Below are 19,298 nucleotides of genomic sequence, written 5' to 3'. Positions count from 1 at the left end.
CAGCACACGTCACCGCCCTCCTTGGAATGGAGGGCGGTGACGAGGGTGTGGGTGGTGTGGGGCACGGCGGTGGCGCGCCCTCGGGCGGCTATTTCCGAGGGCAGGGCGGGCAGCTAGACGTTCTTCTCCTCAACTACGCACAGCGCCCAGATGATGAAGGCGTACAGCGCGATCAGGACGATCGACCAGAGCGGGTAGTACGGCAGCGAGAGGAAGCTGCTGATCAACAGCAGTGCCGCGATGACGATGCCGGTGATCCTGGCCCACATCGGGGCCTTGAACAGGGCGATACCGGTAAGGGTGGCCACGATCCCGAGGATGAGGTGGATCCAGCCCCAACCCGTCACGTCGAACTTGAAGACGTAGTTCGGCGTGGCGACGAAGATGGCGTCTTTGGCGATCGCCATGATGCCGCGGAAGATGGCGAGGACGCCGGCGATGGTGAGCATCACGGCGGCGAACAGCGTCAGCCCGCCGGCCAGTGCCTCGGATTTCGCGGTGCCGCGATTCGTTGTTGTTGACATGGTCTCGGACCTTCTTTTCGTCATGGCGGCGGTGACGAGTCGCCGAGAGGCGCCTGCCGGATCAGCCGGCCCGGCGAACCGTCGCCGGACCTCTCCGCGGGGTTTCCCGGCTGCCGGCCGTCAGTGCAGGATCTTGTCCTTCGCCCGCTGGAACTCCTCCTGCGAGATATCGCCCTTCTCCTTGAGAGCCGACAGCTTGGCCAGTTCGTCGGCATGGCTCGTGCCGCCGCGGGTCGCTGTTTCGCGTATGTACGCGTCGATCGCGTCCTGCTGCTGCCGGGCGTGCTGTATCTCGCGCTTTCCCATGTCCGTGCCGCGCACCATGACGTAGATCAGGACGCCCAGGAAGGGGAGGATGATGACGAAGATCAGCCAGCCGGCCTTGGCCCATCCGTTCATCGCGTGGTCACGGAAGATGTCGACGATGACGCGGAAGAGGACCATCAACCACAGAACCCACAGGAAGATCCACATGACGGTCCAGAAGGCGCCCAGTACCGGATAGTCGTAGGCCAGGTACACGTTGCCCATGGCTTTTCTCCTGTCACTCGGAGTCGCCCCTCCACACTGCGCCCGCCCCAGGACCGGGGCATCACCCTCCGCGGGTGAACCACGGCGCGGGGTTCCCGGCGGGCCTGCCAGTCCTGCAGCCCTTCCGCTCCGCCTCAGGTGGACGCCTTGGACGCCTTCCCGGTCTTCCCGGTGAGCCGTTGAGTGGGCAGGTTGCGGGTGAACGGGAAGCCGGCGAGCGTGACGGCGGCGGCGGTCAGGACGGCGGCCTTGAGGCTGTTGAGCTGGGCTTGGGCGTAGGCGTCCACGACCGCGTCGGCCTCGTCCGGCGGCAGCGAGGCGCGCTCGGTCGCGGCCCGGATCTCGTCGGTGCTGACGAAGCTGACCCCGGCTTCGATCGCGATACCGGCCTGCTCGCGCACCGCGTCGGAGACCTTCGGGTTGTCGGCGATCTGTGTGGTGAAGGCGCTGACCAGGGCGCCGATCAGGATGGAGCCGATGAGGGCGGTGCCGAGGGAGGACCCCAGGTTCTGGGCGGTGTACTGGAGACCGCCCACCTCGCTGCGCTCGGACTCCCCGACGCTGGACTGCGTGACATTGCCCAGTTGCGAGGCGAGCAGTCCCATGCCCAGTCCCAGCAGGGCCATCGACAGGGCGAAGTTGAGGTCGTCGATACGGGGTTCGATCGTGGCCAGCAGCCACACGATGGCGATGAACAGCACCAGCAGGCCGATGCGTACGACCGCACGCGGACCGGCGAACCGGCCCAGCAGGGGGCCGCTCATCGCGGACACCAGCATGGTGATCGACACCGGCAGCAGCCGCAGACCGGTCTCGAAGGCGCTGAAGCCCTGCACCACCTGCAGATAGAGGGGGATGACGAAGAACAGGCCGAGCAGGATGAGGTTCTGACTGAGCAGCATGCTCAGGCCGGATCGCAGCGGCGGTCGCGCGAACAGCGAGAACCGCACCAGCGGGTCCCGCCCGCGGCTCTCCTGACGTCGCTCCCATAGGCGGAACAGCCACAGGACGACGGCGCCCGCCGCGATGACGAAGAGGGTGAGGGAGAAGCCGAAGACGGTGACGGGGGAGTTGCGGGGTTTCAGCCATCCCCAGGAGCTGCTCTGCAGGACGCCCAGGACCACGATGGCCAGGCCGAGGGCGGAGAGTGCGGCGCCTCCGGTGTCGAGCCGGGGCCGTGGCTCGGGCACTGGGTGGTCCTCGACCCACCCGATGAGGCAGAGCATGGCCACCACCAGGACGACTTCGCCGGCGAAGACCAGCCGCCAGGTCAGATACGTCGTCACCCAGCCGCCGAGCAGCGGGCCCACCGCGATGCCCGCCCCTGCCAGTCCGCCGATGACCCCGTAGGCCACGGCCCGGTCCCGGCCGGTGTAGGCACCGGCCACGAGCGCGGCCAGGGCCGGGAGGACCAGCGTCGCGCCGAGTCCCTCGATCACCGACCAGCCGAGTGTGAGCACCCACAGGGTGGGGGCCACGGAGGTGAGTGCGGATCCCGTGCCGTACACCGCCAGTCCGACGGCGAACATGCGCCGGCGGCCGAACATGTCGCCGAGCTTGCCTCCCGTCATCATGAACGCGGCCATGACCAGGGTGTAGAGGGTGATGACGGCCTGGATCGCGGTCACCTCGGTGTCGAAGTCCTCGACCAGCTGACTGATCGACACGTTCATCACCGAGGTGTCCAGCACCATCAGGAACTGAGCCGTACCGAGGATGACCAGCGGCCGCCAGCGCCCCACCGCGTGCACCTCCACAGGTTCCGACGTGCCGCACGGGGTGATCGGCCGCCACAACGGCCAGCATAGGCGGGGGAAGGTGGGATTTGTCCGGTTGCGGGGTGGCATGTCCTCCGACTGGCCGGGCGGCCGGAGCCGGTGAGCGGCGGTCGGCGCAGTGCGGCCTTCAGTCCGGCGCCGCCTTCAGTGCAGTGCGGCCTTCAGGGCCACGATCGTCAGGCCGAGAAGGAGATTGACCGCCCCGGCGATCAGCACCAGGCGACGCGGGGCACCGGCCCGGACGACCGCGACGCTCGCCCAGCCCACCTGCTCGGCCGCGGCCACGGCGAGCCCCAGCCATGCCGCACCGTACGGGCCGAGCCCCAGCAGCGGACTGACCGCCACGGCGGCGGCCGGCGGGACGGCCGCCTGGACGATCGGCCACTCGTCCAGACAGACCCGACGGATCTCCTGCCGGCTCAGGGACTCGTTCACCAGCCGGTCCCCGACGAGACGGGCGTAGACGTGCGCGGCCCAGAACACCACACCGGTGCACAGGAGCAGCAGCACCAGTTTGAACCGCGGGAAGGAGCCGAGGGTGCCCGCCCCGGCCACCACCGAAGCGGCGAGCAGCGATCCGTAGACGGCGCCGGCGTAGTCGGTCTTCCGGGCCACGACCGGCCCCTGCCGCTTGGCGCCCGCGGGCTCGGGCTCGCGACCTCCCGCCGCTCCGGGATCCCCGGGGTCGGCGCGGCGCGCGGGGCGGTCAGCCATCGTCCCCGGTGAGTCCGGGGCCGGGTCCCGGTGGCGCGGGTGCCGTTCTCGCGGCGGCGAGGATGCCGAGGATCAGCATGACCAGCACCACGATCCCGAGGACCAGGGCCACCACGCCCGGGGTCGGGAAGTTCCACAGGAACAGCGTCAGCACGCCCGCACCGATGATGATTCCGGTCGTCCAGCCGCGGTGCCCGTCGAGCCAGCGGCCGGCGCCACCGGTGCGCAGTCCCGCTCGGGCGAGGCCGCGTCCGGCGGAGCCGGTGCCGCGGACGGCGACGGAGCGTATCCAACGGGCGCCGCGTCCGGGCCCGTAGAGATAGCCGGCGATCAGGACGATCACCGCGATGACCAGCACGGTGCGGGTGCTCTGCTGCAGGAACCGCACCAGCTCGTCGTAGACGGCGGCGGCCGCCTGTGGGGACTGGACCTTGGGCTGCACGGAGTCCAGATACTTTCCCCGGGCGAAGGCGAGCCCGATGAGCAGGACGACCATCATCACGCCGATGCCGACGGACGCGCTCATCATGGCCACCCGGTGCGAGGGCCCCGACCACACGGCCAGTGCCGCCAGCACGATGACCAGCACGGGCAGCCAGACGCCGACGATGTTGAGCAGGCGCATGGCGTCCTGGGCCTTGCTCAGCTGGTCGATCTTCACCAGCACGATCGACTTGTCGATGTCGGGGATCTTGTCGGCGTTCTTGAACCCCTCGTCGACCAGCTTCTTCTGCACCTGGCTGATCACGGTGCCGATGTCGAGGCTGATGGTGTCGCCCTTGGCCTCCACGGCGCTGCCGCCCTTGCCGGTGAGGACGTTGACCATGGCCATGTGGGCCCTGCGGTTGGCGGCGTCCCAGACGTCCGCGAACTGGTCGCTGGTCACCACCTTGTTCACCACCGTGCGCACCGCGCTGGTGGCGCCGGACTTCAGCGCGCCGGCCAGCACATCCGCCTTGTCGACCACGATCGGTGGGGCGCCGGTCTTCTGCAGGGCACGGGTGAGCGCGGCGGTGACCTCCTCGGTGTTGATATAGCTGACGATCTTGTTCGTCACCCGGTTGGTCACCGCGCTCTGGACCGAAGGGTCCTTGGCGAGGGGCGCGACGGTCTGGACGTACCGATCGGTGTCGGACATCTGGGAGTCCACCCAGGCGGCGACGACGCCGAGTGGGGCGAGGATGAAGGACAGCGCCAGCAGCAGGCAGGTGACGACATAGCGCAGGCGGCGGTGCCGCATGTCGGCGGCGCGGCGCAGACGCGTGTACTCCACCCGCTCGGCGGCGCTCAGGGGCTTCTCGGGGCCTTCGGGGGTGGGGGCGGCCGCGGATGACGAGTCCATCACGTGCTCCTTCGCGCAGATCCTCGATCCACCGTCGCCCGCCGCGGGCCGGACCACATCACCCGTAACGGGCGGCCCTGCGGTCAGCCGGACCGGGCCGTGACGCGCCCCGTGCGTACGGCCTCGGCCAGGGCCTGGTGGTCGCGCTCGTTCTGGTCGGCGTAGGCCTCGGCGAAGTCCGCCAGTGCCCGGTCGAAGGCGTCGGACTGGCCCAGATAGGAGGCGATGGCGATCCGGTCGCCGGTGCGCGCATGGGCGCGGGCCAGCGCGGCACCGCACAGGTCCCCCAGGAGCTTCATGCCCTCCGGGACCATGCTCTCCGGCTGGGGGGCGCCCTTCCAGTCGCGCAGCTGGCGGACGTAGAAGTCGCGCCGGCGGCCGTCGATGCCCAAGGCACGCTCCCAGCCGAGGAAGATGTCGCTGGCGGCCTGCATCAGCCGCTGGCCGCACACCACCCGCTCGCCCTGGTTGTCGTACGCGCTCGCTCCGGCGTACGGCGCCAGCACGGACTCGCCGGCCTCCTTGGCCTGCAGCAGCAGGGGGTCCTCGTCGTCCCTGCCGAGCATGAGCAGGATCCAGCAGCGGGTGCCCACGCTGCCGACGCCGACGACCTTGCGCGCGATGTCGGCCAGCTGGAACTGGTCGAGCAGATGCCGGCGGTCGGGTTGCAGGCTGCGGCGGTAGCCGTCGATGAGCGTGCGCAGCCGGCGTTCGAGCTCGGCGCGCTCGGCCCGGGGGAGGAGGTCTCCCAGCGGGACCAGCAGCGGCGGGTCGGAGGCGATCCGCCGGGCTCCGTCGACGATCCGGGTGAGCTTGGCGGACGCCTGGAGGCTGTTGCGGGTACGTGCCTTGGCCAGCGTGCGGTCGACCTTCTCCCGCGCCTCCCGGTCCAACCGGCCGGACAGCAGCTCACGGAGCTGGTCCGCATCGGCCTGGGTGTACCAGACCTCGAGGTTGCGCATCCGCGCGAAGCGGCGCATCGCCTCGCGGTAGGCCCGGACGGTGCCGCGTACGACCGCGCCGCGCTCCTTCGCCGTGAAGTCGTTGTTCCGGCCGGCGACCTCGAATCCCGCGGCGAGGCGCTTGACGTCCCACTCCCACGGGCCCGGCAGCGTCTCGTCGAAGTCGTTGATGTCGAAGAGCAGATGCCGCTCGGGGGAGGCGAACAGCCCGAAGTTCAACGGGTGCGCGTCCCCGCACAGCTGCACCGTGATCCCCGTGTGCGGGGACGCCCCCAGGTCGCTCGCCATGACCGCGGCGGCACCGCGGTAGAAGCGGAACGGGGACTCCAGCATGCGGCCGTAGCGAAGCGGTACGAGTTCCGCCACGCGCTGGGCGGACTGGCGCTCCAACTGCTCGACCGGGTCGGGTCGGTGCGGCGCGGGGTCGAACCCGGCGTGGCCGGAGCGCGGCATACGGGCGCGTGCCGCCTTGCCGAGGGCGGCTCGCTCCTGCGGTGTCGGGGGGATGCTCGGTTCGGTGGCTGTCATGGTTCCGGAAGTTGGCGCATCTCCAGGACCCGCAGGCCCAGATCCTGGAAGCGGGTGAGGAGTCCGTAGAGGTGGGCCTCGTCGGTGACCTGGCCGACGAGGACCGTCTGCTGTGGCGCGAGCGCTCGGTCCAGTTCGGGAAACGCCTCGGCCATCACCGTCGAGATGCAGCCGGTCACGCGGAACTCGTATCGCATGAGCGCGCGCCTCCCCGGCGTCGGTGCGGTCGGTCCCTTCGATGCTCGACGGCCACCGGGTGCGGCCGCATCACCCGGACGAGGTGACATCCGGGGCATGGCCCGGACACGCCGGAAACCCGCCGCGCAGCCGGACCATCGCCCCGGGTCCGGCATGTGTTGCAATGGTTGAGTGAAGTTTGAGCATGACAACATGGTCGGGGTCCATCTGGCCGTGTCGCTGGTGAACCTCGAGTCGAGTGGTTCCTGGGGGGCCGAGGCACTGGAACGGGCACTACAGGAGCATGCGATCCGGCGTTCGCGCGTCACTGGCTCGGCCGGTGAGGAGATCAGGGCGTGGTCGCGGCGTTTGAGGCCCGTCTTCGAGGCTGCCTCGCAGCACGAACGGTGCGAGACGATCAACACTCTGCTCGCGGACGGGGCTGGAAGCGTGTACTTGACCACGCACGACGACCTGCGGCCGCATCTGCACTTCGCACCGGACGGCCAGGACGTCCAAAGCCGTGTGAAAGCCGTGACCGCAGGAGCGCTGGCCATCTTCACCATGGAGGCCGAGGGGGAACGGCTGGGCGCCTGCGCGCTGGACTCCTGCCGGACCGCCTTCGTCGACACCAGCCGCAGCGGTCGCCGCGCCTACTGCTGTGCGCGCTGCGCCAACACCGATGCGGTCCGCCGCCACCGGATGAAGCGGCGCTAGCGTTCCGCCCGGCTGCAGGCGCTATGCCGAGACCAGTGCCAGCACGAGCGGGACGGCGGCGATGCCCAGAAGTGTCTGCGCCGCGGTGATCCCGGCCATCAGCGGTGCGTCGCCGCCGAGTTGTCTCGCCATGATGTACGAGGACGATGCCGTGGGCAGAGCCTGGAAGAGCACGGCGATGATCAGCGCCCGGGAGTCCAGGCCGACCATCTGGGCCGCCAGGAAGGCCGCGGCGGGCATGAGGGCGAACTTGACGGACGACGACGTCAGGATCGGCGCCGCCCACGACCGTGCCGCACCGAAGCGCAGCGCGGCGCCGATGCACAGCAGCCCCAGCGGCATCGAGGCGGCTCCGAGTGACCGGAGCGCCGGCTCGATGCCCGGCGGCAGGCTCAGATCGAGTGCCTGAAGGAGGATGCCTCCCGCGCAGGCGAGGATGAGCGGGTTGGTCACGAGCTGTTTGACGACGTCTGCAAGGCGCAGGCGTGCGCTCCCGAACCGAGCGAAGACCAGCACGCACAAGACATTGACCGTGGGCACGATCGCCGCGTTGCAGACCGCGGCGGTGGCGACGCCCTGGGTGCCGTACAAGCCGGCGGCGATCGTCACGCCGATGTAGTTGTTGAACCTGACGCTGCCCTGGAAGACCGAGGTGAAGCCCTCTTCCTCCAGCCGCATCATGGGCCTGAAGGCGATGACCAGCACGGCGACCGCCACGGTGGAGGCGATCAGAGTGCCTGCCAGGGCCCCTACCGGCAGATCGTCGGTGTCGGCCGTCGCCAGGCTGTGCAGGAACAGAGCCGGCAGCAGCACGTGATAGCTCAGGCGCTCGGACTCGGACCAGAAACCCTCGGCCGTGATCATCGATCGCTTGAGCACGTAGCCCAGTGCGATCAGCAGGATGACCGGAATCAGCGCCTCGACGGTCAGTGCGATCACGTCGGGATCCCGTCCAGCGTGGCGACGATGATGCGGCAGCCCTCTTCCAGGATGGGCGAACCGGCAGGTGTCACCGGGCCGCCGGTCACCGGCCAGCCCTCCCCGAGGCGCACGGAACATCCGTGGAGCCGCCGGCCGTTCTGTCTCGCTGGTGAGGGTGGGAAGAGCCAGTGCCCTGGGCACTGGGTGTCGAAGAGTGCATGCCGACAGGCTGATGTAATACCGCGAGGCAAGACAACCATTACAGGGTTGCCGTGAGAGGGCTCAGCAGGCCGGACTCCCCGATGCCCCGAGAGCAAGGGCTGTGGCCATCACGAGGAGGACGCGCGGCCGCATCACCCGGACGAGGTGACATCCGGCCGCCGCCGGCGGGTCACAGCAGATGGAGCTCACGCGCACGCCGTACGGCGTCGCCGCGGCGGGAGACGGTGAGCTTGCGGTAGATGCTCCGCAGATGCGTCTTGACCGTGTTGACCGACAGATACATCGCCTCGGCGATCTCCTCGGTCGACAGCAGCTCCGCCCCGTGCTGGAGCACCTCGCGCTCACGGTCGGTCAGCGCTTCCACCATGACCGGCGCCGGCGGGCGGTCGCCGCCGTCCGGGCGGGGCCTGCTGTTGACGCGCGCCGGACGGTCGAGCAGCCACGCGTGCCCCGTGGCCAGATCGGGCCGCTGCTCCAGCAGATGCCCCACCCATGGGCCCGCCTCGGTGAAGGGCCGGCGGATCCGCTCGGGGCGGGCGGCGGCCAGCGCGTCGTGCAGCCGGCGGCATGCGGTCTCGGTGTCCTGGGCCAGGGCCGCGGCGTGGGACTGCAGCAGACGGATGCGGATCTGCTCCGCGGTTCCCGCGTCCGGCCGGCGGTCCAGGGGCGCGAGGAGGCCGAGGGCCTGGTCGAGGTCCCCGGCGGCGAGCCGGGCCTGGGCGAGCGCGAGGGTGCGCGCCGTACCGCCGCCGCACTCGGCCAGGGCGGCGATCGCCGACGCGGGGTCGCCTCGGGCCAGTTGGGCCGCCGAGCGGGCGACGGCGAGGCGCCGTGCCGGCCCCGGCGCGAGAGGGCCGGTGTCGCCCTTGAGGGCCGCGAGTGCGGCCTGCCACCGGCCGTGCGCGAGGTCCAGCCGGGAGCGGGCGACGGCGATTTCACAGTCGGTGACCGGGTCGTGCCCGGCGTCCGGGGACGCGGCCGCGAGGTCGACGCGACGGCGGGCGGCCCGGAGTTCGCCGCGTTCGAGGGCGACGGCGGCCAGTGCGAGATGGCTGATCCCGGATCGCCGGGTCGGCGGAGCGGATCGGTCTCCGGCGAGTTCCAGCGCGAGCAGGGCGTGCTTCTCGGCCCGGCTCAACTCCCCGCGCTCGGACTCCATCAGGGCGAGTCGGCCGAGGCTGCCCTCTCGGACGGTCCCGGTCACCTCCGCGGTACAGCCCTCCACCGTGTGGTCGAACGCCCTCATGGCCTCGTCGGGGCGGCCGCCCAGTTGCAGCCCGCACGCCAGCCCGTACTGCCGTAGCGCCTCGATCTCCTGGTGGGCCTCGGTGAGTGGCCGCGGTAGCTGGTCGGCGAGTTCGCGGGACTGTTGAGCCGCCGACTCCGCCGCGCGGCAGACACGGTCGCCGTCCTGCGCCGGGGGTGGTCCGGCCAGCAGCCGGAGCAGGGCGAGCGCGAACCGGGCTTCCGGAGCCGGCCCGGCTCCCGGTCTGCGTAGCTCGTCCTCGGCCCGGTCCAGTCGCGCCCGGCAGTTCGCGGTGTCGTACCGGGCCAGGGCGCAGGCGGCCGCGACCAACGCGGGAGCCACGCCCGGCAGATCGCCGGGCATACCGGCGAAGACCCGCTCCAGCCGGGGTGCCTCCGGGCCGGTGAGCAGGCGTCCGATCTCCAGGCGGCTCACCATGCGGGTGCAGGCCCACTCCCAGTCCGGGGCCGCGGCGGCCTGTTCCATCCCCTCGGCGAGCCGCCCGGTGTCCGCGAGCCAGGTCGCGGCCCGGCGGCGCAACCGGGGTTCGAGGCCGGGCCGGTGATGGCGCAGGTGCATGCGCAGCACCTCGGAGAACAGCGGCTGGTAGCGGCACCACGGCGTGCCGTCGATCGGTTCGACGAAGAGGTGGGCGCGGGTCAGCTCGGCCAGGATCCACTCGGCGTCCTCGCATCCCGTCAGCACGTTCGCCAGATCCGGGTGCACCCGGTCGAGAATGCTGCCGCGCATCAGCAGCTCCTGGGTGGCGGCGGGCTGGGCGGCGAAGACCTCGGTGAGCAGGTAGTCGGCGAGGGCGCTCTGGGAGGCGGCGAACGACCGGGCGAACTCGGCCGGGTCGTCGGCCCGCTGCATCTCCAGCGCGCACAGCCGCAATCCGGCCGCCCAGCCCTCCGTGCGCGCCAGCAGGGCGTCGACGCTCTCCTCGTAGCCGCCCAGGCCGTGACCGCGCAGCAGCCGCGCCGCCTCCTGCCGGGTGAACGCGAGGTCGGGACCGCGGATCTCCCTCATCCGGCCGTCGGCGCGGTAGCGGTGCAGCGGAAGCAGCGGGTCGACCCGGCTGACCAGCACCAGGCGCAGCTGCGGGCCCGCGTGGTTCAGGACGAAGTCCAGGTCGGAGGTGACCGCCCGTACCGGCACGTGTTCCAGACCGTCGATCACGAGCACGACCGGTCGGCGCAGCTGTGCCAGTGCGGACGCGAGCCGCGTGAGCAGGGAGTGGTCGACGCGGTCGGCGGCGCCGGGCTGCCCCACCTCGTCGGGCAGCGCGACCTGGTGATGGTTCAACGCCTCCAGCACATAGGCCCAGAACACCCCGGGCGCCCTGTCGTCCGGCTCGGCCGTCAGCCACGCCACGGGGCCCGGGGCACTCCCGCCGCGCGCCCAGGAGGCGGCCAGCGTCGTCTTTCCGGCGCCCGCCGGACCCGTGATCAGGGTCAGCGGCCCGGCCGTGCCCTCGGTGAGCCGGTCGAGCAGCCGCTGCCGGCGGATGGCGTTGCGCGGCACGGACGGTACGGAGAACTTCGCGGCCAGTAGCGGGTCACCGGTCGGCGCCAGGTGCGCGGGGGTGCCGCCGTCGTCGGACATCGTGGCGAGCGTCGGTAGAGCGGGGGTAGCGGACTCCCCCTCACCGGCTGCCGCTGCTGAGGCTGTGCTGCGGGGCATGGACATCACCGTCTGGGTGCGGGCTCCCTGACACTGACGCCGCCGTCCGCCCGCCGCCGCACTCTGCCGGACGAGGCGGCCATCTCACGTCGATCCGCTTCCCGCCCCGTGAGGACCCGTCTCCCACTGTGCGGCCCCGGAACCATGATCGCCATACGAGGGGCCGAGGCGGCACTGGGCGGTACCTACCGCCCAGGGGGCGCGGCACACGTTCACCCTCACCGTCACCGTTCACCCGCCCAGGGTGATGCCGGGGCGAGCCGCGGGTTGTGGACTGGCAGCCGGCAAGCAGGAGTGGCAATCCGGAGCGGTGGCACGCAAGGCATTGCCCCCGGGGACATGTCCCGGGACGACATTGCCCCGGGACATGTCGACACCACCGGGCCCCGGGACCGCCAGGAGTCTCCATGGGCAGTACGGATACCGGCGCACACGACCGGACGCAGCGCTGGTCCGCACTCCTGGCCTTGGCGGCCGGAGCCGCGGCGGCCCTGGTCCCGCTGTTGTTCGCCGGGCTCCGGAGCTTCGCTCTCCTGGGCGTCGGGCTGGCCGGCCTCGCCGTCGGCGCGGCGGGCGTCTGGTGGATGCTGACCCGGCATGGACTGGTCAGGGTGCTTGCGGGCGCCCTGTCCGTCGTGGCTCCGGCCGTCGTGCTCGTGCTGTACGCGTCGGCCGGTCTGCTGTGGGTGGTACTCGTCTCCCTCGCCCTGTGCGCACTGGCGGTCTCCGCCGGCGGAGCCGCGCTCAGCAGGGACACGCAGCCGGGCGGCCCGCCAGGCGTCCGCGTCACGCCGCCGCGGAGCCCCTTCCTGATCATGAACCCCCGCTCGGGCGACGGAAGGGTGGGCAGATTCCGCCTGAAGGAGCGGGCGGAGGAACTCGGTGCCGAGGTGCACCTGCTGGATACCGCTCACCATGAGGACGTGGTCGCGCTCGCCCGCCGCGCGGTGGACGACGGCGCAGACCTCCTGGGTGTCGCGGGCGGGGACGGCACCCAGGCCATGGTGGCCGGTGTGGCCGCCGAGCACGGCCTCTCGTTCATGGTGATCTCGGCCGGCACCCGCAATCACTTCGCACTCGACCTCGGCCTGGACCGGGACGATCCGGCGAGCTGCCTCGACGCCCTCACCGACGGCGTCGAAATCCGCGTCGACCTCGGCTTCATCGACGGGCGGGCCTTCGTCAACAACGCGTCCTTCGGCACGTACGCGTCCGTCGTCCAGAGCCCCGCCTACCGCGACGACAAGGTGCGGACCATCCTGGAGCTGCTTCCGGACCTGCTGACGCACCAGCGCGGCCCGCGGCTGGCCGTGCGCGTCGGGGGCACGGCCATCGACGGCCCGCAGGCGGTCCTGGTCAGCAACAACCCCTATCGCATGGGCGATCCGGCCGGACTGGGACGGCGCGAGGAGTTGGATGCCGGTGTCCTCGGGGTCCTGGGCGTGAAAGTCGACAACGCGGCGCAGGCGGCCGGAATCCTGCGGGGCAGGCACGGCCCGGGCCTCACCGTGCTGACCGCCCAGGAGGTCCTCGTCGACGCCGACGAGCCCGAGATCCAAGCCGGCGTCGACGGTGAGGCGCTCACCCTGCCGACCCCCGTCCGCTGCACGATCCGGCCTCGAGCCCTGCGCGTACGCGTGCCGCGGCGCCGTCCTGGTGTGCCGCGGGCGAAGCCCCCGATGGACTGGCGACGGCTGCGCAGGCTCGCACTGGCGCGGGAGCGTCCGGTGGCGGATCCTCAGCCGTCGACGCCGGGCCGGCCGGACGGGGGGACCGGCAGCAGCCGGTAGGCGTCCCCTTGGACGGCCACCCGGCCGGCCGTGGGCGGCGCGAAGTGGGTGCCGAGGACGAGGGCGTCGGTGCCGGCGAGCGAGCCGAGCAGGGCGCGGCGGGTGGCCTCGGACCGCTCCGGGTCGATGTCGACACAGCTGCCGATCGTGGGACGGGCGAACTGGACGGGGTGGTGGATGCAGTCGCCGGTGATCAGCGCCGTCTCACCACCGCTGCTCACCTGGACGGCGACGTGGCCGGGGGTGTGTCCGGGGGTGGGCAGCAGACGCACGCCGGGGACGACTTCGGCGCCCTGGGCGGGGACGTCGACGAGGTCGAGCAGTCCGGCCTCCTCGACCGGAACCACGGAGTCGCGGAACATCTGCCGCCGCGCCTCGTCCATGTCGTACCCGCTCCAGAACTCCCGCTCGGCGCGGGCGGTGACGTATCGGGCGTGGGGGAAGGTGGGGACCCAACTGCCGTCGTCCAGGGCCCGGGTGTTCCAGCCGACGTGGTCGGCGTGCAGGTGGGTGAGGACGACCAGGTCGATGCGGTCCGGGGGGAATCCGGCGCCGGTGAGGCGATCGAGGTAGTCGGTCTTCAGATCGTGCCAGGCCGGGTTCGCGCGCGTCTTGCCGTTGCCGATGCCGGTGTCGACGAGGACGCGCAGCCCGCCCGCTTCGAACGCGAAGCTGTGGCTGTCGATGTGCAGTACGCCGTCGCTCCCGGCGAAGTCCGGGCGCAGCCAGTCGTGTCGGGCGACCACGTCGGCGGTGGCGCCGGGCAGCAGCCAGCCTCCGGTCGCGGGCGGCAGGGGGACCTCGTCGATGCGGTGAACGATGACGTCGCCCACTGTCCAGGAGGGGGTGGCGGTCGGCGGGTGGGGGTCGTTCACCGGTGATGCGTGCACGGTCCGTCGATTCCTTTCCTTCGGCTTGTTCGAGCCGGTCCTTCGGCAGCCCGAGCCGGGCTCAGCTAAAAGCAATAGGTTTGCGTTAAGTCGACTCTAGGCCCTACAGTCACTTAACGCAAACACTTAGCTTTTGTGTCACCGTAGCTCGCCACTGCTCCGCCACTCCGTCACTCCAACCGACGAGGGGGACCCCATGCCCGCCGATACGCCCGCCGATGAACTCACCCCGGAACTCACCCCGCCCGAAGCGGCCCGATGGGCGGCCCGCGCCGGACTCCCCTTGGAAGGCGACCGCCACGCCGAGGTGGCTGCCACCGCCCAGCACATCCACACCGTCGTCTCGGTCCTGCGGGAGCTCGACTTCGGTGACACCCCGCCCGCATTCGGCTACCGCGCCGGAGAGGAGCGACACGATGCAGCCGTCTGAACTGTCCCTCACCGCCGCCGCGGACGCGGTGCGCGAGCGGCGGTTGTCGCCCGTCGAGTTGGTGGACTCGGTGCTCGACCGCATCGCGCGGGTGGAGCCGCATCTGGGGGCCTACGTCACGGTGACGGCACAGCGAGCGCGCAGCGCGGCGCGTGCGGCCGCACACGAAGCCGTGGCCGGCCGCTTCCGGGGCCCGCTGCACGGGATCCCCATGGCGCTGAAGGACCTGATCGACGTCGCCGGCATGGCGACGACGGCCAGCTCCCGGGTCCGGGCCGACCACCGCGCGGAGGCGGACAGCACGGTCGCCGCGCGGCTGTCGGCGGGCGGCGCGGTCCTGGTCGGCAAGACCGAAACCCATGAATTCGCCTACGGGTTGACCACGCCGCAGACCCGCAACGCCTGGGACCGCGACCGGGTCGCCGGCGGATCCAGCGGCGGTTCGGCCGTCGCCGTCGCGGCGGGGGCCGCGGTCTTCGCCCTGGGGACGGACACCGGCGGATCGGTCCGGGTGCCCGCCGCACTGAACGGGGTCGTCGGCCTCAAGCCGACGTACGGCCTCGTGCCCCGGCACGGTGTGACGTCGCTGTCGTGGTCGCTGGACCATGTCGGCACCCTCACCCGCAGCGTCGAGGACGCGGCCCTGGTGCTGTCCGCCGTGGCCGGGCACGACCCCCGCGACCAGTCCTCCCTGTCCGCGGCCGGCGAGGACTACCGGCCGGGCGGAGAGGGGGACCTGACGGGCCTGCGCGTCGGGGTGCCGGGCAACTACTACTTCGACCGTGTCCACCCGGAGGTGGAGTCCGCCGTCCGGCGCGCCGTCGACCGGCTCCAGGCCCTCGGCGCACGGCTCGTCGAGGTCGAGATCCCGATGACGCGCTACATCCAGGCGACGCACTGGGGCCTGATGGTCCCCGAGGCCACCGCCTGTCACGAGCGGACCCTGCGCACCGTCCCCGACCTGTACGAGCCGGACGTCCGCGTACTGCTCGAAGCCGGGGAACTGCTGTCCGCCGGGGACTATCTGCGCGCCCAGCGGGCCCGGACGCTGATGCGGCAGGAGTGGGCGCGCATGCTGAACGAGGTCGACGTGATCGCCGCTCCGACGGTCCCGGTGACCGCCGTACCGGCCGGGGAGTCGTCGGTCACCTGGTCCGACGGCACGGAGGAGAGCGTCTCCGAGGCCTATGTACGCCTGTCGTCGCCGGCCAACATCACCGGGGTGCCCGCGTTGTCCGTACCGGTCGGCCACGACCGGGCCGGGCTGCCGATCGGTATGCAGCTGCTCGGCCGGCCCCTCGCCGAGGCCCTGCTCCTACGGGTCGGCCACGCCTACGAGCAGACCGAACCCGCCCGAGGGCTCGCGCCGGTGGGCTGAGGGCGTCGAAGGCGCACTCCTCTAGAAGCAAGGATTTTGCTTTAAGGTGGAAGCATGGCTCGCAGACAGATGGTGCGCCCCGGAGGACGCAGCGCCCGGGTCCAGGAAGCGGTGCACTCCGCCGTACGCGCACTGGAATCCGAGGTCGGCCGGGACGCCCTGACGGTGCCGCTGGTGGCCCAGCGCGCCGGAGTCACCCCGTCGACGATCTACCGCCGCTGGGGCGACCTGCAGGAACTGTTGTCGGACGTGGCCGTCGAGCGCCTGCGCCCCGACACCCAGCCGGGGGAGCACGGTGATCTGGCAGCCGACCTGACGGCCTGGGCCGAGCAGTTCCTCGACGAGATGGCCGCTCCCTCGGGGCGTGCCTACATCCGTGACGCGCTGCTCGGCGACCCGGACGGCAGCAACGCCGGCCAGTGCTCGGCCTACGCCGCCGAGCAGATCGAGACGGTCCTCGCGCGGGCGGCCGACCGCGGGGAGCGCGCGCCCGACACCGAGTCGGTCATCGACCACGTCGTCGCCCCCATGATGTACCGCATCCTCTTCCGCCCCGGCGGACTGGAGGCCGACTACGCACGCGGGCTCGTGGCGAAGCTCCTCGCCCGGGCCCGCAGGCGCTGACGGTACGTCAGTTGCCCCTCGCCTGTGGGCTGGTGCCGACCGAGGTCGGCGTCGTTCCCCTGAACGACCCGCGGCCCACCGAACGAGCTCCCGTATGCCGCCCGCCGGGAGACGTAGGTCACATGCGTCCATGTCACAGGGGGGCGGGCTACCTCGTCTCAGGGTTGTAGCCACTGACGACCACCAAGGAGCACACCATGGACGCACGCCTGAACTTCTTCGCCTCCGCGATCGCCGGCAAGGCCCTCAAGCACGTCATGGCGGCGGGCCAGGCGGTCAAGGACTCGCCGCTGCCGACCGCGACGCAGGAGCTCGTGGCGCTGCGAGTGAGCCAGATCAACGGCTGCGCCTTCTGCATCGACATGCACACCAAGGATGCCGCCGCCGCCGGCGAGACCTCGGTGCGGCTGCACCTGGTCGCGGCGTGGCGGGAGGCCACGGTCTTCACCGAGGCCGAGCGGGCCGCACTGGAGCTGGCGGAGGCGGGGACCCGGATCGCGGACGGGGCCGGCGGGGTCGACGACGCGGTGTGGGCGTCCGCCGCCAAACACTACGACGAGGAGCAGCTCACCGCCCTGGTGATGATGATTTCCTTCATGAACATGGCGAACCGGCTGAACGTCATCTCCCAGCAGCCGGCCGGCAGCTACGAGCCCGGGCAGTTCCACTGAGGAGCACCGGTCAGTGGTCCGGGGTCCGGCCTGCGGGCCCCGGGCCCCGTACTGGGGGCGCCAACTCCGGCCCGCCGACGGGCCGGACGATGACGGGAAGAGGCGCACCGGCACGTACGGCCGGGCGTGGGGGATCCAAGGAAGGACCGGCGTGAGCAAGGTCGAGGAGTTCGAGGAGCTGCGGCCGCTGCTGTTCTCGATCGCCTATCGCATTCTGGGCAGTGTGGGCGAGGCCGAGGACGCGGTGCAGGAGACGTGGCTGCGCTTCGACGGCTCGTCGGCCCGGCCCGCGTCGACCAAGGCGTTCTTGTCGACCACGGTGACGCGGATCTCGATCGATGTGCTGCGCTCCGCGCGAGTACGGAGGGAGGAGTACGTGGGCACGTGGCTCCCCGAGCCGCTGCTCGGCGACCCGTATGAGGATCCGGCGCGGTCGGTGGAGCTGGCCGACTCGGTGTCGATGGCGGCGCTGCTGCTACTGGAGCGGCTCAGCCCGCTGGAGCGGGCGGTCTTCGTGCTGCGCGAGGTGTTCGCCTTCGGGTTCGACGAGGTCGCCGCGGCGGTGGGGCGGTCCGAGGCGGCGTGCCGGCAGCTGCTGGTGCGGGCCCGAGGGCATATGGCGGCCGGGCGGCCGCGGTTCGCGGCAGACCGTCGGGAGCGGCAGGAACTGGCGACGCGGTTCTTCGACGCGTTGAAGAACGGCGATGTGGGCGAGCTGCAGACCCTGCTGGCCGCCGACGTGCAGCTGGTCGGGGACGGCGGCGGCAAGGCCCCGCAACTGGCCAAGGGCGTCATGGGCGCGCAGAACGTAGCGCGGTTGCTGGGCACGGTCTTCCCCTGGCTGTTCCGGATCGACGTGACGTGCCAGCCGCACGAGGTCAACGGCCAGCCCGGTGCCGTCTTCCGCGACCGGGACGGCAAGGTGATCCACACCCTCGCCCTCGACGTGCTCGACGGTCGGATCCAGACCATCCGCACCGTGGTCAATCCCGACAAGCTCGGCCACCTCGGACCGGTCGCCGACGCCTGGGCCCTCGACCGCGAGGTCAAACAGGCCCGCCGGCAGTGGAACCGACCTGAGAAGTAATCCGGGGCCGGCTCGTTCACCGGCGGCTCGAATCCCGCCGCCGACCGGGCGAAAGATCCTCGGCCGGGCGGCGTAACCCCAGCATGCCCCGGCCGTCGCCGCGCCGCGGTGGTGGTTGCGTGACGCTCGACCTTTCCGGGTGCGGTCCGGCCGCCGGGTCATGTAGCCGAGGAGGCTGTCGATCGTGAGTCCTGCTGAGGGCGCCCCCGAGGGCGTGGTCCCGCCGCAGTTGCTCAAGGGCCAGAAGGCGCTGGTCACGGGCGCCAACTCCGGTATCGGCAAGGCGACGGCGGTGGGGCTCGGCCGGGCGGGCGCGGACGTGGTGGTGAACTACGTGGCCGGCCGGGAGGCGGCCGAGCAGGTGGTCGAGGAGATCACCTCGTTCGGAGTGCGGGCGGCGGCGTACGAGGCGGACGTGTCCCAGGAGGACCAAGTCGTCGCGATGATGGACCGGATGGTCCAGGAGTTCGGGACGATCGACATCCTGGTCGCCAATGCCGGACTTCAGCGTGACGCCTCCTTCACCGAGATGTCCCTCGCCCAGTGGCAGAAGGTGCTGGACGTCAACCTCACCGGGCAGTTCCTCTGCGCCCGCGAGGCGACCAAGGAGTTCCTCCGGCGCGGGGTCGTCCCCGAGGTCTCACGCGCCGCCGGCAAGATCATCTGCATGAGCTCGGTGCACCAGCTCATCCCCTGGGCGGGCCACGTCAACTACGCCTCCTCCAAGGGCGGCGTACAGATGATGATGGAGACCCTGGCCCAGGAACTCGCCCCGAAGAAGATCCGTGTGAACGCGATCGCCCCGGGGGCCATCAAGACCCCCATCAACCGCAGCGCCTGGGAGACACCGGAGGCGCGGCAGGACCTCCTGCGCCTGATTCCCTACGACCGGATCGGCGAGCCCGAGGACATCGCGCACGCGGCCGTCGGCCTCGCCTCCGACCTCATGGACTACGTCGTGGGCACCACTCTCTACGTGGACGGGGGAATGACCCTCTTCCCCGGATTCGCCACCGGCGGCTGACCTCCGCTCAGTCGCCCACCGGTGGCTGATCTTCGCCCATCTGCGCCGGCTCCCGGGGG

Annotated in this window: 18 protein-coding genes; 8 read left to right on the top strand and 10 right to left on the bottom strand. The window is 71.4% G+C overall.

What is annotated here, in order from left to right; translation table 11 throughout:
* Positions 1 to 113 precede the first annotated feature (113 nt).
* The 7 genes from WAB15_RS04410 to WAB15_RS04380 all read right to left on the bottom strand — a co-directional run bounded on the left by WAB15_RS04410 (position 114) and on the right by WAB15_RS04380 (position 6,576).
* Positions 114 to 524: a hypothetical protein gene (locus tag WAB15_RS04410; RefSeq protein WP_399144703.1), complete on the bottom strand. Its 411-nt coding sequence runs from the start codon at positions 522 to 524 to the stop codon at positions 114 to 116.
* Between the two features lie 120 nt (positions 525 to 644).
* Positions 645 to 1,055: an SHOCT domain-containing protein gene (locus tag WAB15_RS04405; protein ID WP_399144704.1), complete on the bottom strand. Its 411-nt coding sequence runs from the start codon at positions 1,053 to 1,055 to the stop codon at positions 645 to 647.
* A 134-nt stretch (positions 1,056 to 1,189) separates the two neighbouring features.
* Positions 1,190 to 2,797: an MFS transporter gene (locus tag WAB15_RS04400; RefSeq protein WP_407289159.1), complete on the bottom strand. Its 1,608-nt coding sequence runs from the start codon at positions 2,795 to 2,797 to the stop codon at positions 1,190 to 1,192.
* 180 nt (positions 2,798 to 2,977) lie between these two features.
* Positions 2,978 to 3,547, bottom strand: a complete 570-nt coding sequence (locus WAB15_RS04395) for a hypothetical protein (protein WP_407285398.1) — start codon at positions 3,545 to 3,547, stop codon at positions 2,978 to 2,980.
* Positions 3,540 to 4,889, bottom strand: coding sequence for a hypothetical protein (locus WAB15_RS04390; RefSeq protein ID WP_407285397.1), 1,350 nt, complete (start codon positions 4,887 to 4,889; stop codon positions 3,540 to 3,542). Before WAB15_RS04390 ends, WAB15_RS04395 begins: the two co-directional genes overlap by 8 nt.
* Positions 4,890 to 4,972: 83 nt before the next feature.
* The gene (locus tag WAB15_RS04385; protein ID WP_407285396.1) at positions 4,973 to 6,379 is read right to left on the bottom strand and encodes a DUF2252 domain-containing protein; all 1,407 of its coding nucleotides are present in this window, start codon (positions 6,377 to 6,379) and stop codon (positions 4,973 to 4,975) included.
* Positions 6,376 to 6,576, bottom strand: coding sequence for a hypothetical protein (locus tag WAB15_RS04380; RefSeq protein WP_393491068.1), 201 nt, complete (start codon positions 6,574 to 6,576; stop codon positions 6,376 to 6,378). The genes WAB15_RS04385 and WAB15_RS04380 overlap by 4 nt, the downstream gene beginning before the upstream one ends.
* 436 nt (positions 6,577 to 7,012) lie before the next feature.
* On the opposite strand from WAB15_RS04380, the gene WAB15_RS04375 reads away from it, so the two are divergent.
* Positions 7,013 to 7,273, top strand: coding sequence for a CGNR zinc finger domain-containing protein (locus WAB15_RS04375; protein ID WP_407285395.1), 261 nt, complete (start codon positions 7,013 to 7,015; stop codon positions 7,271 to 7,273).
* A gap of 21 nt (positions 7,274 to 7,294) precedes the next feature.
* On the opposite strand, the gene WAB15_RS04370 is transcribed toward WAB15_RS04375, so the two are convergent.
* Both WAB15_RS04370 and WAB15_RS04365 read right to left on the bottom strand, forming a co-directional pair.
* Entirely contained in the window at positions 7,295 to 8,212 is a 918-nt protein-coding gene (locus tag WAB15_RS04370) for an AEC family transporter (RefSeq protein WP_407285394.1), read from the bottom strand.
* Between the two features lie 373 nt (positions 8,213 to 8,585).
* The gene (locus WAB15_RS04365; protein WP_407285393.1) at positions 8,586 to 11,345 is read right to left on the bottom strand and encodes a LuxR C-terminal-related transcriptional regulator; all 2,760 of its coding nucleotides are present in this window, start codon (positions 11,343 to 11,345) and stop codon (positions 8,586 to 8,588) included.
* 407 nt (positions 11,346 to 11,752) lie between these two features.
* Between WAB15_RS04365 and WAB15_RS04360 the strand changes: the two genes are divergently transcribed.
* Entirely contained in the window at positions 11,753 to 13,135 is a 1,383-nt protein-coding gene (locus WAB15_RS04360) for a diacylglycerol/lipid kinase family protein (protein WP_407285392.1), read from the top strand.
* On the opposite strand, the gene WAB15_RS04355 is transcribed toward WAB15_RS04360, so the two are convergent.
* Complete coding sequence (locus WAB15_RS04355; protein ID WP_407285391.1) at positions 13,084 to 14,025, bottom strand: MBL fold metallo-hydrolase; 942 nt, start codon at positions 14,023 to 14,025, stop codon at positions 13,084 to 13,086. The two genes, WAB15_RS04360 and WAB15_RS04355, sit on opposite strands and share 52 nt — an antisense overlap.
* Before the next feature lie 196 nt (positions 14,026 to 14,221).
* Here WAB15_RS04355 and WAB15_RS04350 point away from each other — a divergent pair, with 196 nt between their 5' ends.
* The 6 genes from WAB15_RS04350 (at position 14,222) to WAB15_RS04325 (ending at position 19,239) form a co-directional block, all read left to right on the top strand.
* Positions 14,222 to 14,455: a hypothetical protein gene (locus WAB15_RS04350; RefSeq protein ID WP_399144714.1), complete on the top strand. Its 234-nt coding sequence runs from the start codon at positions 14,222 to 14,224 to the stop codon at positions 14,453 to 14,455.
* Positions 14,442 to 15,833: an amidase gene (locus WAB15_RS04345; protein WP_407285390.1), complete on the top strand. Its 1,392-nt coding sequence runs from the start codon at positions 14,442 to 14,444 to the stop codon at positions 15,831 to 15,833. Before WAB15_RS04350 ends, WAB15_RS04345 begins: the two co-directional genes overlap by 14 nt.
* A 54-nt stretch (positions 15,834 to 15,887) precedes the next feature.
* Positions 15,888 to 16,457, top strand: a complete 570-nt coding sequence (locus WAB15_RS04340) for a TetR/AcrR family transcriptional regulator (RefSeq protein ID WP_399144716.1) — start codon at positions 15,888 to 15,890, stop codon at positions 16,455 to 16,457.
* Positions 16,458 to 16,654: 197 nt separating this feature from the next.
* A complete protein-coding gene (locus WAB15_RS04335) occupies positions 16,655 to 17,128 on the top strand; it encodes a carboxymuconolactone decarboxylase family protein (RefSeq protein WP_407285389.1) in 474 nt (157 codons plus the stop codon).
* Positions 17,129 to 17,279: 151 nt separating this feature from the next.
* Positions 17,280 to 18,215 carry an RNA polymerase sigma-70 factor gene (locus tag WAB15_RS04330; protein WP_407285388.1) on the top strand — a complete coding sequence of 312 codons (936 nt, stop codon included), beginning with the start codon at positions 17,280 to 17,282 and terminating at the stop codon, positions 18,213 to 18,215.
* A 184-nt stretch (positions 18,216 to 18,399) separates the two neighbouring features.
* Complete coding sequence (locus tag WAB15_RS04325) at positions 18,400 to 19,239, top strand: SDR family oxidoreductase (protein WP_399144719.1); 840 nt, start codon at positions 18,400 to 18,402, stop codon at positions 19,237 to 19,239.
* Positions 19,240 to 19,298: the final 59 nt, after the last annotated feature.

The organism is Streptomyces sirii, assembly GCF_045690365.1.
Taxonomy (GTDB): domain Bacteria; phylum Actinomycetota; class Actinomycetes; order Streptomycetales; family Streptomycetaceae; genus Streptomyces; species Streptomyces sirii.
Note: the sequence above shows the minus strand (reverse complement) of the source record. Positions and strands in the feature narration are given on the sequence as shown.

Excerpts from the sequence above, each read along its gene's own strand:
- WAB15_RS04345 (WP_407285390.1), top strand. The coding sequence starts at position 14,442 with ATGCAGCCGTCTGAACTGTCCCTCACCGCCGCCGCGGACGCGGTGCGC.
- WAB15_RS04350 (WP_399144714.1), top strand. The coding sequence starts at position 14,222 with ATGCCCGCCGATACGCCCGCCGATGAACTCACCCCGGAACTCACCCCG.
- WAB15_RS04340 (WP_399144716.1), top strand. The coding sequence starts at position 15,888 with ATGGCTCGCAGACAGATGGTGCGCCCCGGAGGACGCAGCGCCCGGGTC.
- WAB15_RS04360 (WP_407285392.1), top strand. The coding sequence starts at position 11,753 with ATGGGCAGTACGGATACCGGCGCACACGACCGGACGCAGCGCTGGTCC.
- WAB15_RS04380 (WP_393491068.1), bottom strand. The coding sequence starts at position 6,576 with ATGCGATACGAGTTCCGCGTGACCGGCTGCATCTCGACGGTGATGGCC.
- WAB15_RS04410 (WP_399144703.1), bottom strand. The coding sequence starts at position 524 with ATGTCAACAACAACGAATCGCGGCACCGCGAAATCCGAGGCACTGGCC.
- WAB15_RS04385 (WP_407285396.1), bottom strand. The coding sequence starts at position 6,379 with ATGACAGCCACCGAACCGAGCATCCCCCCGACACCGCAGGAGCGAGCC.
- WAB15_RS04365 (WP_407285393.1), bottom strand. The coding sequence starts at position 11,345 with ATGCCCCGCAGCACAGCCTCAGCAGCGGCAGCCGGTGAGGGGGAGTCC.
- WAB15_RS04395 (WP_407285398.1), bottom strand. The coding sequence starts at position 3,547 with ATGGCTGACCGCCCCGCGCGCCGCGCCGACCCCGGGGATCCCGGAGCG.
- WAB15_RS04405 (WP_399144704.1), bottom strand. The coding sequence starts at position 1,055 with ATGGGCAACGTGTACCTGGCCTACGACTATCCGGTACTGGGCGCCTTC.
- WAB15_RS04390 (WP_407285397.1), bottom strand. The coding sequence starts at position 4,889 with ATGGACTCGTCATCCGCGGCCGCCCCCACCCCCGAAGGCCCCGAGAAG.
- WAB15_RS04335 (WP_407285389.1), top strand. The coding sequence starts at position 16,655 with ATGGACGCACGCCTGAACTTCTTCGCCTCCGCGATCGCCGGCAAGGCC.